We start from the raw sequence: 13,972 nt of genomic DNA, 5'->3' as shown, positions 1-13,972 counted from the left end.
GCGTGCGCCGCAGTACCGGGGGCGGCGTGCGCCGCTCATGCAGTGTCTCCACGCAGGCTGTTGGCAGCAGTGAGCGCACCGTGTCCATCGCGTGCACGGCATTCATTCCGCCACCACGCCTGTCGTCGCACCCTGCAGGCCACAACACGAGGAACGTCCCCCATGAAACATGCCATTGCCACCGCCGCCGTCTGCTTCGCTCTCGCCGCCTGCAGCAGCAGCCCCGTCGCCCAGATCCAGCCCATCGATGGCGTGATTTCCGGCCAGTGCCATTCCGATATGGTGCGCGGCGCGGTGGGCCTGGCGGCATCGGATGCGACCGTCGAGCGCGCCCGCGTCGACAGCGACAGCCTGCACGTGCAGGTGCTGCGTCACGACGGTCCGCGTGTGCCGCCCGCCAGCGAAGGCGGTGAACGACTCACCATCGAGAAGGGCCGCACCAACAACATCACTGCCATCTACTGCGGCTGACCGTTACGACGCGCCGGCGCGCTTGGCCAGGCGGCGCGCACGGCGCAGGACCTTCAATGTCGCCTGCTCCCACTGCCGCGGGCCGCGCAGGCCCGCCAGTGCAGTCAGCTCGCCCCTTTCCCAACCGGCAAACACGCACGGATCGATGTAGGCCTTGCGGCATACCGCTGGCGTATTGCCCAGCCGCGCAGCCACTTGGCACACCACCTCGCGTTGCGCCTTGGCCAGCGCGCGCTGGCTGGCCGGTTCTGGCAGCCCGGTAGCGGCGAAGGTCTGCACGGCCGCCAGCGTTCCGCCCCAGGTACGGAAGTCCTTGGCGGTGAAGTCTTCGCCCATCACTTCGCGCAGATAATCGTTCACCGCCCCTGAATCCACCGGCTGCACGACACCCTCGTCGTCGCGGTACTGGAACAGCGCCTGCCCCGGCAGCTGCTGCACGCCGCGCACCAGAGCGCCGAGCTTGCGGTCGCCCACTGTCACCTCATGCAGTTGTCCTGATTTGCCCCGGAAACGCATCCGCACGCGGCCGCCGCGCAGCAGGTCCAGGTGCCGGTTGCGCAGGGTGGTCAGGCCGTAGGATTTGTTTTCCTTGGCATAGGTCTCGTTGCCCACCCGCACCAGCGTGTCGGCCAGCAGCGCCACCACCACCGCGAGTACCTTCTCACGAGGGAAGCCACTGCGCTTGAGGTCGCGGCTGAGCCGCCGGCGCAGGCTCGGCAACCCTTCCCCGAAGGCGATGGTGCGGTCGAACTTGCCCGCATCGCGAACGGCCGCCCAATCGGGGTGGTAGCGGTACTGCTTTCGCCCCCGTGCGTCGCGGCCGGTCGCCTGCAGATGGCCGTTGGCATGCGCGCAGATCCACACGGCGGTGTAGGCCGGGGGCACGGCCAGCGAACGGATGCGCTGCAGCGTGGCGGCATCGCGCACGGCGTGCCCATCGGCATCGCGATAGGAGAAGCCTTTACCGGCGCGGACGCGGCTGAAACCAGGCTGGGTGTCATCGACGTAGCGCAGGCCGGCGGCGCGCGCGGCGGTGCGTTCGGGTGAGGAGGTTGCTGGCATGCCTGCAGTCTGCCGATCGGCGCGGCGTGGCCACGTCAATAACGCAAGACAAACACGTGAGGGCGGGTTCGCCGCTATGCTCGGCCTTTCACCGTCCCTTCCATTCCGGAGTCATGATGTCGTTCCCGATCCGCGCCCGTTCCCTCTCCGCCCTGCTGCTGCCGGCCGTGCTGGCCCTGACCGCCTGCCAGGCGCCGTCGCTGGATGAGCAGGATTCGGCCACCGCCCACGCACAGCAGGCCGCCGAGGCCGCCAAGGCCCCGGCCGACGAAGCCGGCAAGGCCACCGAAGCACCGCCGGTCGGCAACTGTGACGCCAGCCAGGTGCAGAGCCTGGTCGGCCAGCCCTATACCGAGACGCTCGGCAAGCAGGCCCAGGAAGATGCCGCGGCCAAGCAGCTGCGCGTGCTGCACCCCAATGACGTCACCACGATGGAGTTCCTGGGCGACCGCCTGAACATCGAAGTGGACGCAAAGGACGTGGTCAGCGGCGTCCGCTGCGGCTGAGGAACCCCGCGCCGGCAAAGCGTTTGCCGGTGCTTTGGTTGCGCCTGCAACCGTGTATTGCGGCGTTGCAGCAACCTGTGATCTAGTCGAGGCATCCGGTGGCCTCATGATGCGCTCCAGGAAGAGCACGGCGTGTGCGTCAGGGTGAGTGTGAAGACACTTGGCGTGCGGCCAGACAAGGCGCGCGCCGCCGCGCAGGCGAGTGCCTGCGCAAGGTGAGCAACGCCGTATGGGCGTGCGCCAAGCGGCTTCCCGACGGGCCGCGCCATGCGCGGCACACTCCACCATGACGTACAGGGCGTGCTCTACAGAGCGGGCAGGAGTGTCCCCGTTCATTTCAATCTGCATCGAGGTAGAGATGGCCCCCCGCAACCGCCAAGGGCTTTACGACCCGCGCTCCGAGCGCGATGCCTGTGGATTTGGCATGGTCGCCCAGCTCGACGACCAGCCTTCGCGCCTGCTGGTCGATACCGCCATCGCTGCGCTCTCGCGCATGACCCACCGTGGTGGTGTCGCTGCCGACGGCCTCACCGGTGACGGCTGCGGCCTGTTGCTGCGCCGCCCCGATGCCTTCCTGAAACTGCTGGCCAGCGAAGCCGGCATCGCCGTCGGCGCGCGCTTCACTGCGGGCCTGGTGTTCCTGCCGCACGATGCCGACGCCGCGCAGGCCTGCCGCGTACAGCTGCAGCAGCAGATCGAGGCGGTAGGCTGCAGGGTGGCCGGCTGGCGCGAAGTACCCACCGACGACAGCGTCTGCGGCCAACTGGCACGCGACACCCTGCCGCGCATCGAACAGGTGTTTGTCGATGCGGGCGTCGGCCAGGATGACGCCGGCTTCGGCCTGGCCCTGTTCCTGGCCCGACGCCGCAGCGAGCAGCTGCTGCGCGCGCATGCCGACTACTACGTCACCACGCTCAGCCCCAACGCCATCAGCTACAAGGGCATGGTGCTGCCGGACAAGCTCAGCCGCTTCTTCCCGGACCTGCAACGGCGCGAACTGGCCTCCAGCGCCATCGTGTTCCACCAGCGCTTCTCCACCAATACGCTGCCGCGCTGGCCGCTGGCGCACCCGTTCCGGATGCTCGCCCACAACGGCGAGATCAACACCATCGAAGGCAACCGGCGCTGGGCGCAGGCGCGCAGCAAGGTGTGGAAGACGCCCCGTTTCGACATCGGCGAGTTCGATCCGGTCATCTCCATGCACGGCTCCGATTCGCAGAGCCTGGACAACATGCTGGAACTGATGGTGTCCGCCGGCATGGAGCTGATCCAGGCGCTGCGCATCCTGGTACCGCCGGCAACGCAGTCGCTGGAATTCAAGGACCCGGACTTGGCCGCGTTCTACGAGTTCCACGGCCTCAACAGCGAACCCTGGGACGGCCCGGCCGGCATCGTCGCCTGCGACAGCCGCTACGCGGTGTGCACCCTCGACCGCAACGGCCTGCGCCCGGCGCGCTGGATGCTGACCGCTGATCGCCACTTCCTGGTCGCCTCTGAAGCAGGCGTCTGGGAAGTACCGACCGAGCGCGTGGTGCGCAAGGGCAAGCTCGGCCCGGGCGAGATGATCGCCATCGACCTCAAGCGCGGTGACCTGCTCGATTCGGAGGCCATCGACCGCATCAACCGCGGCCGTGCACCGTACAAGCAGTGGCTGCAGCAGGGCGTCACCTACCTGCAGACCGAACTGATCGATCCGTCGCTGGTGGAAGAGCCATTCGACGAAGGCACGCTGCGCAGTTACCACAAGCTGTACCAGCTCAGCAGCGAGGAAGTGGAACAGGTGCTGCGGCCGCTGGCCGAGACCGAGCAGGAAGCCACCGGCTCGATGGGCGATGACACGCCGATGGCCGTGCTCAGCCAGCGCAGCCGTCCGCTGTACGACTACTTCCGCCAGGCCTTCGCGCAGGTCACCAACCCGCCGATCGACCCGCTGCGCGAAGACTGCGCGATGTCGCTGTCCACCCAGCTCGGCAAGGAGACCAACATCTTCCATGCCGGCCCGGAGACGGTGAACCACGTCATCCTCAACTCGCCGGTGCTGAGCCAGCGCAAGCTGCGCCAGCTGCTGAAGATGGACCAGTACGTGCAGGCCAACCGCCTGCTCGACCTGTCCTACAGCGAAGAGGAAGGCCTGCGTGCCGGCATCGAACGCATCTGCGTCGAAGCCGAACAGGCTGCGCGCGACGGCATGGTGATGCTGCTGCTGTCCGACCGCTACCCGGTGGCCGGGCGGCCGATGGTGCATGCGCTGCTGGCCACCAGCGCCATCCACCACCACCTGTCACGGCTGGGCCTGCGCTGCGACGTCAACCTGATCGTCGAGACCGGCACCGCGCGCGACGCGCATCACATGGCCTGCCTGCTCGGCTTCGGTGCCACGGCGGTGTACCCGTACCTGGCCTACCAGACCCTGTTCGACCTGGGTCGTCGCGGCATCCTCAAGCTCAGCAAGGGCGGCGAGCAGTCGCAGATCGGCCGCCGCTACCGCAAGGGCATCTACAAGGGCCTGTCCAAGATCATCTCGAAGATGGGCATCTGTACCGTGGCCAGCTACCGCGGTGCGCAGCTGTTCGAGATCATCGGCCTGGAGCCTGAGGTCGTGGAGCTGTGCTTCCCCGATACCGCTTCGCGCATCGGTGGCGCCGGCTTCGCGCGGCTGGATACCGACGCGCGTGAACTATGCGCGCAGGCCTGGGACGCCCAGCAGGGCGTGGATGTCGGCGGCCTGCTGAAGTACGTGCACGGCGGCGAGTACCACATGTACAACCCGGACGTGGTGACCACCCTGCAGCGCGCAGCGCGCAGCGGTGACCCGCGTGCGTGGCAGCAGTACTGCGATGCCGTGCATGCGCGCCCGCCGTCGGCGCTGCGCGATCTGCTGCAGCTGGTGCCGGCGGCAACGCCGACACCGCTGGACGAAGTGGCACCGGCCAGCGATCTGTTCCCGCGTTTCGATACCGCCGCGATCAGCCTCGGTGCGCTCTCGCCCGAGGCGCATGAAGCGCTGGCCATTGCGATGAACCGCCTCGGCGGCCGCAGCAATTCCGGCGAAGGTGGCGAAGACCCGGCGCGCTATGGCACCGACAAGCGGAGCAAGATCAAGCAGGTGGCCTCGGGCCGCTTCGGCGTCACCGCCGAATACCTGGTCAACGCCGAAGTGCTGCAGATCAAGGTCGCCCAGGGCGCAAAGCCCGGCGAGGGCGGCCAGCTGCCCGGGCACAAGGTCAATGAACTGATCGCACGCCTGCGCTATGCCAGGCCGGGCATCGGCCTGATCTCGCCGCCGCCGCACCACGACATCTACTCCATCGAAGACCTGGCGCAGCTGATCTACGACCTCAAGCAGGTCAACCCGACCGCGCTGGTGTCGGTGAAGCTGGTCAGCCATGCCGGCGTCGGCACGATCGCGGCGGGCGTGGTCAAGGCCGGTGCTGACCTGATCACCATTTCCGGCCACGACGGCGGTACCGGTGCTTCGCCGGTCAGCTCGATCCGCTACGCCGGCGTGCCGTGGGAACTGGGCATCGCCGAGGCGCACCAAGCGCTGGTGGCCAACGACCTGCGCGGGCGCACCCTGCTGCAGACCGATGGCGGCCTGAAGACCGGCCTGGACGTGGTCAAGGCTGCGCTGCTGGGCGCGGACAGCTTCGGCTTCGGCACCGCGCCGATGATCGTGCTGGGCTGCAAGTACCTGCGCATCTGCCACCTCAACAACTGCGCCACCGGCGTGGCCACCCAGGACGAACGCCTGCGCGAGAACCACTTCACCGGCCAACCCGAGCGCGTGGAGAACTTCTTCCGCCTGCTGGCCGAGGAAGTACGCGGCTGGCTGTCGGTGCTGGGCGCACGTTCGCTGCAGGAAATCGTCGGCCGCACCGACCTGCTGCGCCAGCTTGAGGTCTCGCCGCGCGAAGACGTGCGCGTGGACCTGTCGCGGCTGCTGGCCGACGCCAGTTACCCGGGCAGCCACTGCGCCGCACAGCGCCTGTATGAATCTCCGGACAGCCTGGCCACGCAGATGGACGGCCTGCTGGCCGAGGCCATCGAACACAAGCGCGGTGGCGAGCATCGCTTCCTGATCCACAACACCGACCGCAGCATCGGCACCCGCCTGGCCGGCGCCGTCGCACGCACGCACGGCAACCAGGGCATGGCCGAATCGCCGCTGGAACTGCGCTTCCGTGGCAGCGCCGGACAGAGCTTCGGCGCCTTCAACGTCGGCGGCCTGCACCTGGAAGTGGAGGGTGAAGCCAACGACTACGTCGGCAAGGGCATGGCCGGCGGCCGCCTGGTGGTGCGTCCGCCGCGTGGCGCACGCTTCGAGGCACGCAGCACCGCCATCATCGGCAACACCTGTCTGTACGGCGCAACCGGTGGCGAGCTGTTCGCCGCTGGCCGTGCCGGTGAACGATTCGCCGTGCGCAACTCCGGCGCACTGGCTGTAGTGGAAGGCGCAGGCGATCACTGCTGCGAGTACATGACCGACGGCGTGGTGCTGGTGCTGGGCAAAGTCGGCCTCAACTTCGGTGCCGGCTTCACCGGTGGCCTGGCCTACGTGCTGGACGTGGACCGCGATTTCGTCGACCGCTACAACCACGAGCTGATCGACATCCATCGCGTCTCCGCCGAAGGGTTCGAGAACTACCGCCAGCACCTGCACCGCCTGATCGGCCGTCATCGCGAACTGACCGGCAGCATCTGGGCGCAGCAGATCATGGACGAGTTCCGCGATTACATCGGCAAGTTCTGGCTGGTCAAACCCAAGGCCGCCAGCATCGAGTCGCTGACCGAAACCCTTCGCCGCGCGGCGTGACACACCGCACGTGACGGATGCGCCGCATGCACTGGGCGCACCGGCCTCCCCACCGCTGTAGTGCCGGCCGCTGGCCGGCATCCGGAAATCCACAGAGTCCGCCATGAGCCGCAAGCACGCCTTCCAGTTCCTCGACCTGCCCCGGACCATGCCGCAGCGCATCCCGGTCGAACTGCGCACCTCCGGCGACTGGGGTGAGCTGTACGGAAAGTTCGGCAAGGAAGAGGCGCAGTACCAGGCAGGCCGCTGCCTGGACTGCGGCAACCCGTACTGCAGCTGGAAGTGCCCCGTGCACAACGCCATTCCGCAATGGCTGCAGCTGGTGCAGGAGAACCGCATCCATGAAGCGGCCACGCTGTGCCACAGCACCAACCCGCTGCCGGAAGTGTGCGGCCGGGTGTGCCCGCAGGATCGCCTGTGCGAGGGCAGCTGCACGCTGGAAGAGTTTGGTGCAGTGACCATCGGCGCGGTGGAGAAGTACATCGTAGACACTGCACTGGCCACCGGCTGGCGGCCGGACATGACGGCGGTGCAGCCCACCGGCCACACGGTGGCCGTGATCGGTGCCGGCCCCGCAGGCCTGGCCTGTGCCGACCGCTTGGCGCATGCCGGCATCACCGCAGTGGTCTACGACCGTTACGAACAGGTCGGCGGCCTGCTGCAGTTCGGCATCCCGAGTTTCAAGCTGGACAAGGACGTGATCCGTCGTCGTCGCGACGTGCTTGAAGGCATGGGCGTGCAGTTCCGCCTCGGCGTGGAGATCGGCCGCGACATCAGCCTGCAGCAGCTGCTGGACACCCATGATGCGGTGTTCGTCGGTACCGGCGCCTACCGCTACACCGATGGTGGCCTCGACGGCCAGGACCTGAAGGGCGTGCTGCCGGCATTGCCGTTCCTGGTGCAGAACAGCCGCATCGTCGGCGGTGATGACCCGCAGGGCCGCCCGATCGCCGGCTGGGAAGACCAGATCGCCCTGCCCGACCTCAATGGCAAGCGCGTGGTGGTCCTCGGCGGTGGCGACACCGGCATGGACTGCGTGCGCAGCGCGGTGCGACTGGGCGCGGCCAAGGTCACCTGTGCCTACCGCCGCGACGAAGCCAACATGCCGGGCAGCGCGCGCGAAGTCGCCAATGCACGCGAGGAAGGCGTGCGCTTCCTGTTCAACCGCCAGCCGCTGTCGATCGAAGCCGGCGCCGATGACGAAGTGATCGGCGTCACCGTCATCGAGACGCGCCTGGGCGAACCCGATGCCAACGGCCGCCAGAACGCGGTGCAGATCGAGGGCAGCGAGTCGCTGCTGGAAGCGGACGTGGTGATCATCGCGTTCGGTTTCTCGCCCAGCGTGCCGTCGTGGCTGGCCGAGCATGGCGTGGAGGGCCAGGCCAACGGCCGCATCCTCGCCGGCGGCAAGGGCAAGCTGCCCTTCCAGACCGCCCATCCGCGCCTGTTCGCCGGGGGTGACGCGGTGCGCGGTGCCGACCTGGTGGTGACCGCGGTGGCCGAAGGTCGCGACGCCGCTGCCAGCATCGCGCGGCTACTGGCGCACTGACAGACCGACCGGCGGCATCAGTACTGCGGCAAGGGTGGCATGCAGTGCTGGGCGGTCGGCCGGCTTGGCGATGAAGCGATCGATGCCGGCGTCGTGACAGGCCTGGCGGGTACTGTCGAGGACGCTGGCGGTCAACGCGATGATCGGTACCCGTGCTGCATCGTCCCGTGGATCGGCGCGGATGGCGCGGGCCAGGGCAAAGCCGTCCATGCCCGGCATGTGGCAGTCGGTGATGACCAACGCGAACCGTTGTGTCTGCCACGCCTGCCAGGCTTGCTCGCCATTGGCGGTGGCATGCACCTGCAGGCCCAGTTCCCGCAGGCGCCGGACCAGCAGCTGCAGGTTGGTGGGATGGTCTTCGGCAACCAGTACCCGCACCGGCGGCAGCGTTGGCAGGTCAGCGGCCTCGCCACGATGCTCCGCCGATGGCGCGTCGCAGGCCGGCAGGTACAGGTCCAGCCACACCGTGGTGCCCGCGCCCGGCGTGCTGCACAGGTGCAGTTGCCCGCCCATCGACGCCGCAAGCTCCCGGCAGATCGCCAGGCCCAGGCCGCTGCCGCCGAAGCGCCGGGTGGTGGAGGCATCGGCCTGGGTAAACGCTGCGAACACCGCCCGCTGGCGCTCGCGGCTGATGCCCACGCCGGTGTCGGTCACCTGCAGCCGCAGCTCCTGGCCATGCTCGCGCTGGTGCAGCACCCGCACCTGCAGGTCCACCCCACCCTGCAGGGTGAATTTCAGCGCGTTGCCCGCCAGGTTGAACAGGATCTGGCGCAGGTGCAGCGCATCCGCCAACGACCCACGCTGAAGCGCGGGATCCACCTCGCAGCGCAGATGCAGACCTTTGCTTGCCGCCACCGGAGCCAGCAGGCGCTGCACCGCCCGCAGCAGTCCGGCCAGATCGGTGGGCAGGCACTGCGGTGACCGTGGCCCCGACTGCAGGCGTTGGCTGTGCAGCACGTCATCGAGGATCTGTCGCAGCATCTGCGCGGCATCATCGATGGTCGCCAGTACCTGGCGCTGGCGCGCATCCAGTGCGCCGCTGCCCAGGCACTCCAGCATCCCCAGCAGCGTGCTCATCGGCGTGCGGATCTCGTGGCTCATGGTGGCCAGGAAATGGGTCTTCGCGGCGGCATCCTGCTCCGCGTCACGCCGGGCATCGTTCAACGCCTGCGTACGTGCGCGCGCCTCGGTGACATCCATCCAGTATCCGCTCCATTCCACGCCGCTGTCGCTGCAGGCAATCGGTCGCCCGTGCGAACGTACCCAGCGCCAGCCGTTGGGGCCGCGCGTGCGGAAAGTGATGTCGATGGGCCCGCGCACCAGTGCGGCGGCGTCGACGCAGGCCAGCACCGAGCGGCGGTCCTGCGGATGGACTGCGGCCAGCAGACTGCCATGGTCGACCCGCGCGGTATCCACGCTGATCCCGAACAGCGCGTGCACGTCGCCGGCAATATGGGGAACGCTGTACTCGCCGGTGCTGCTGCGCCGCGCCCGGTACACCACCGCCGGCAGGTTGGCGGTGACGTCCTGCAGGCGCTGTTCCAGGGCCTGCCTGCGCAGGCCTTCGCGGTGCAGCCGCCAGTAGCCGAACGCATACACCAGGCCCATCGTCAGCAGCACCAGCAGCACAGCGATCGACCCGCGCAGGGGCGACACCGGCGCGTGGCCGCGACGAGGGGACGTCACGATCCAGCGTGCCCGCAATGCCTCGCGCTGCTCCTGTGTCATGCCTGCCTGCAGCTGGTTGAAGCGGGCCACCAGATGCGCGCACGCCGGCAGTGCGGCCAATACCAGTGCATCGCTGAAGCCGGCCGGCGCTGCCACGTCCAGCGCGTCGCCCGGCTGATTGCGCAGCGTGGCTTCCACGTCCACCAGGTTGCCCACCACCGCATCGACCTGGCCGCTGCTCAGCAGCCGCAGTGCCGTGTCCAATGTCGCCACCTGCAGCAGCGGCACGGCCGCACCCGACTCCTCCAGCATCCGGGCAAGTGGCACGATGTCGGGGCTGGCCACGCCGCGGCCGTGCAGTCCGTCGAGGCCGATGATCGGCAGCGCGTCGGGGCGTCGCACGATCACCTGCGGCACCTGCAGGTAGGGCACGCTGGCCATCCAGCCTTTCGGCTTCTGCGCACGCGGCCAGCCAAGCACGGCCTGGGTCCCGGCAGGCAGCGCGCCGGCGGCCAGCGCCGGCGCCGCGACCGGTGTGGCGCGCAGCGTGGGGTACTGCTCCTGCAGCAGCGCCAGGTAGACGGCCACCAGGCCCTGTGGCGTGTCGTCCAGACTGGATGACAACGGTGCACGGTCAGCGGGGTAGGCAAGCAGGATGGGGCCTTCGCACTGTCCGGCCCAGGCCTGTGCTGACAACAGCGACAGGGCGACGATGCGGGCCAACGGGCCAGCGACATTCACGGTGGACATCCTCATGTCGCATGCAGGGGCATGGCCGCATCGCGGTACGACCTCCCGTCACGCTAGCGACGCGCTTCCCAGCAACAATGAGGAAATTTGTAAAACCCTCCGAAACCGTCAATAGCGACATACACTGCCGCTTCTACCGATCCCGGAGCTTTCGATGCGCATCGGCCTGGCCGCCAACCGTCTCCATCACAACGACGCGCGCGCGGCACTGTTCCGCTGGCTGCGCGCCAGCGAACCCGGGCTGCGCGAACTGGGCGTGACGCTGTGTGCGGTCGGACGTACCCACGATGCGATCCAGCGCAACGGTTTCCTTGCCGGTTACGACGGCCTGCAGCGCTATCCGTACGGTCGCGAAGGCGGGTTGATGAAGCTGGTGGCCGAAGTGGTGGGCATGGGCGCCGAGCGTACGCTGGACGGTGCGGTCTATCTGATGGATCCGGTGGATCCTTCCTCGGTGTTCCCCGAGGCGACCGCGCTCAAGCGCCAGTGCGTGATCCACGGCAAGCCTTTCATTTCCACCGTGGCCACCGCCCGCGACTGGATCGAGGTGGAGCGCGTCCATGCTGGCCTGGCCGCCGATGCCGGCGCCGACGACCTGCATGCGTTCGAAGGGCAGACGCTGGCGTTGATCGCACACGATGCGATGAAGCCGGCGATGCTGGCGTTCGCCGATGAACACTTCGACGTGCTGGCGCGTTTCGGCGAACGTGTAGCCACCGGTACCACCGGACAGCGCTTGAACGAGCTGGCCTGGAGCCGCGGCTGGCCCGCGGATACGGCATGGGTGACGCGCTACCAGAGCGGTCCGATGGGGGGCGATGCGCAGATTGCCGACCGCGTGCTGGAAGGTCGTTGCCAGCGTGCGATCTTCTTCGAGGATCCGCATGTGGCGCGCCAGCATGAAGCGGACATCCAGCTGCTGGAGCGGGCGGTGACCACGGTGACCGATCAGGCGGTATGCATCACTGCACCGCGCRTGGCGGCGCGGTGGGCGGAGGCTGCGGCCCTGCGTGCGGGTCGATGAGGTTTGCGGCCAACGGCTGAGCCCCTCGTGGTGGCCGTTCAAATCAAAAGCTGTGCTTGGCCGGACGGGTGGGCCATGCAGGGGACGCTGCAAGTACATCCATGTAAGCTCGATGGCGCCATCCATGGCGCCAACGCCCCTGCATGCCCCACCCGCCCGACCTCAGACAGTTTCCGTGCCACCACGGAAGAGAAGAAGAAGAGCACGAGCAAAGCGGGTCGCGCGTTGTGTGCGCTTAAGCAGCCGCAGCCCATGCTCGGCTGCTCGATACCCTCTCTGGAGTGGAGCCCTTTCTGTTGAAGGGGCGCGCCGAAGGCGGGGGTAGAGGAGGAATGCGCGGGCAGCTGCTGTAGCGCGAGCGCTACAGCAGCTGCCGGAGCATGGCCTTGAGGCGTCGCCCTTCCAGCTGGAAGTAGTCGCGCTGCTCGCGCCAGTCGGGGAAGCGTTGTTCCACTTCGTGCCAGAACGCGGGCGAGTGGTTGGCCTGGATCAGGTGGCAGAGTTCGTGCACCAGCACGTACTCGAAGGCGGCGGGACGGCCCAGTACCAGTGCCAGGTCCAGCGCCATGCTGCCGTCAGGGGCCAGCGAGCCCCATTGCGAGGACATCACCTTCAACCGCAGGCGGCTGGGCGCGCGCGGCAGGCCGGGCAGGTACTTCGGCAACCAGCGGCCGACATCGGCGCGGGTCTGTGCTTCATAGAATTCGCGCAGCAGGCGGCGCAGGGTCGCATCGCCGCCCCGGCTCGGCCATTGCACGCAGGCACCGTGTTCGTCGATTTCCAGCCGTGCGTAGCGGCCTTCCTGCCAGCGCAGTGGCAACAACTCGCCGCGCAGGGGCAGCACCCCTTCGACGCCGGGCTGCAACGCGGCGGGCAGGCCGTGCCCCTGGTAGTGGCGCAGCTGCAGCCCCAGCCATTCGCGATGCAGTTCCAGGAAGCGCTCGCCCATCACCAGGCTGGCACGCGGCGGCAACGTCAGTCGTGCGCCGCGCTCATCGACGCTGAGCTTGATCCGGCGCGCGCGCGGATCACGCACGCGCAGTATCTCGATCTCGACATCCTCCAGGCGCAGGCGAACGGTATCGCGCTGCACGGTGGCGGGTGGGACCGGCGAGATCAGGCGGCGCAGCAGACGGCTCATGGTCCCAGCATAGCGCCGTGCGGGGCCGCCGGATGACCGGCGGCCGACGGCCTGCCTGTTCAGTCAGCCTTGCTGAGCTTGAAGGCTTCTTCAAGCAGCAGGAACAGGCGACGGATCTCCGCACTCTGCAGGGCGAAGCGGGCATCGAACTCGGCACGGCGGCCGTCTTCGTCGGCATGTTCCAGCTGGTCAAGCGCGCCGTCCAGGAACTTCAGCTTGCGCACGATCAGGTCGTCGCCCAGCACGAAGGACAGGTTGTCCTCGAACACCAGGGCCAGCTTGGTCACCTGCTTGCCGGCATCCAGGTGCTTGTCGATCTCGTCGCAGCGCAGTTCCTGGTGCTGGCACTTGACCACCGCGCCGCCTTCCACCGGGTCCTTCATCTCGCACTCCTCGCCCAGGCTGAAGCCGGTGGGCAGGGGCTCGCCGGCGATCCAGCCGGTCAGGATCGAACGCGGCGCGACTTCGGCGTTCAGCGGCATCGCCGGGAAGCTGCCGAGCAGGCCGCGGATGTCGGACATGAAGTATTCGCCGGTCTTGCGGCTGGAGGTGTCCACCACCACGTAGCCATGCAGCTGGTCGATGAAGGCATCGTTGCGCGAGGACTTCACGAACGCGCGCGGCAGCAGCTCATGCAGCAGGTCGTCCTTCATGCGCTTGCGCTCGCGACCACCGGGGCGGCGGCCTTCCTTCTCCTCGATCTCTTCCAGCTTGCGCTCGAGCAGGTCGTTAACCACCGCGCCGGGCAGGATCTTGTCCTCGCCACCGACGGTCAGCCACAGGTGTTCAGCAATGCGGTGCGAGAGAGCTTCCTTCTCTTCGCGGCCGAACGGTGAGATGAAACCACGCGAGTTCATTTCCAGCGCGCCGACCGGCTTGAGCAGGGCGTGCGGCAGCAGGGTGTCGACTTCGGAAAAATCAGTGGAGGTCGGGAAGCGGAAGAACGTCAGGTTGCGAAAGAACATGGAATTCCGGTGTCTGAAGAAGA

Annotated in this window: 9 protein-coding genes; 5 read left to right on the top strand and 4 right to left on the bottom strand. The window is 68.0% G+C overall.

Translation table 11 applies throughout. The features are described 5' to 3' along the window. Window positions 1-162: 162 nt before the first annotated feature. A complete protein-coding gene (locus AB4Y98_RS05655; RefSeq protein ID WP_100461762.1) occupies window positions 163-471 on the top strand; it encodes a hypothetical protein in 309 nt (102 codons plus the stop codon). A 3-nt stretch (window positions 472-474) separates the two neighbouring features. Here the strand turns inward: AB4Y98_RS05655 and AB4Y98_RS05650 are convergent, their stop codons facing one another. Beyond that, window positions 475-1,533, bottom strand: a complete 1,059-nt coding sequence (locus AB4Y98_RS05650) for a DNA topoisomerase IB (protein WP_363734190.1) — start codon at window positions 1,531-1,533, stop codon at window positions 475-477. 116 nt (window positions 1,534-1,649) lie between these two features. On the opposite strand from AB4Y98_RS05650, the gene AB4Y98_RS05645 reads away from it, so the two are divergent. The 3 genes from AB4Y98_RS05645 to AB4Y98_RS05635 all read left to right on the top strand — a co-directional run bounded on the left by AB4Y98_RS05645 (window position 1,650) and on the right by AB4Y98_RS05635 (window position 8,401). Further along, a complete protein-coding gene (locus tag AB4Y98_RS05645; protein WP_223497403.1) occupies window positions 1,650-2,039 on the top strand; it encodes an I78 family peptidase inhibitor in 390 nt (129 codons plus the stop codon). A gap of 358 nt (window positions 2,040-2,397) precedes the next feature. Next, window positions 2,398-6,852 (top strand): glutamate synthase large subunit, encoded by a 4,455-nt coding sequence (gene gltB / locus AB4Y98_RS05640; RefSeq protein ID WP_442243942.1) that lies wholly within the window; start codon window positions 2,398-2,400, stop codon window positions 6,850-6,852. 103 nt (window positions 6,853-6,955) lie between these two features. Further along, window positions 6,956-8,401 carry an FAD-dependent oxidoreductase gene (locus AB4Y98_RS05635; RefSeq protein WP_312786732.1) on the top strand — a complete coding sequence of 482 codons (1,446 nt, stop codon included), beginning with the start codon at window positions 6,956-6,958 and terminating at the stop codon, window positions 8,399-8,401. Here AB4Y98_RS05635 and AB4Y98_RS05630 read toward each other — a convergent pair. Continuing rightward, window positions 8,387-10,819, bottom strand: a complete 2,433-nt coding sequence (locus tag AB4Y98_RS05630) for an ATP-binding protein (protein WP_442244038.1) — start codon at window positions 10,817-10,819, stop codon at window positions 8,387-8,389. The genes AB4Y98_RS05635 and AB4Y98_RS05630 overlap by 15 nt on opposite strands. 154 nt (window positions 10,820-10,973) lie before the next feature. On the opposite strand from AB4Y98_RS05630, the gene AB4Y98_RS05625 reads away from it, so the two are divergent. Further along, a complete protein-coding gene (locus tag AB4Y98_RS05625) occupies window positions 10,974-11,843 on the top strand; it encodes a methylglyoxal synthase (RefSeq protein ID WP_442243941.1) in 870 nt (289 codons plus the stop codon). A 361-nt stretch (window positions 11,844-12,204) separates the two neighbouring features. Here AB4Y98_RS05625 and AB4Y98_RS05620 read toward each other — a convergent pair whose 3' ends face one another. Both AB4Y98_RS05620 and AB4Y98_RS05615 read right to left on the bottom strand, forming a co-directional pair. After that, window positions 12,205-12,984 carry a M48 family metallopeptidase gene (locus AB4Y98_RS05620; RefSeq protein WP_025875417.1) on the bottom strand — a complete coding sequence of 260 codons (780 nt, stop codon included), beginning with the start codon at window positions 12,982-12,984 and terminating at the stop codon, window positions 12,205-12,207. 59 nt (window positions 12,985-13,043) lie between these two features. Next, window positions 13,044-13,949: a recombination-associated protein RdgC gene (locus tag AB4Y98_RS05615; RefSeq protein ID WP_089241793.1), complete on the bottom strand. Its 906-nt coding sequence runs from the start codon at window positions 13,947-13,949 to the stop codon at window positions 13,044-13,046. Between the last annotated feature and the right edge of the window lie 23 nt (window positions 13,950-13,972).

The organism is Stenotrophomonas sp. 2YAF26 (assembly GCF_052114625.1).
GTDB classification, from domain to species: Bacteria; Pseudomonadota; Gammaproteobacteria; order Xanthomonadales; family Xanthomonadaceae; genus Stenotrophomonas; species Stenotrophomonas indicatrix.
Note: the sequence above shows the minus strand (reverse complement) of the source record. Positions and strands in the feature narration are given on the sequence as shown.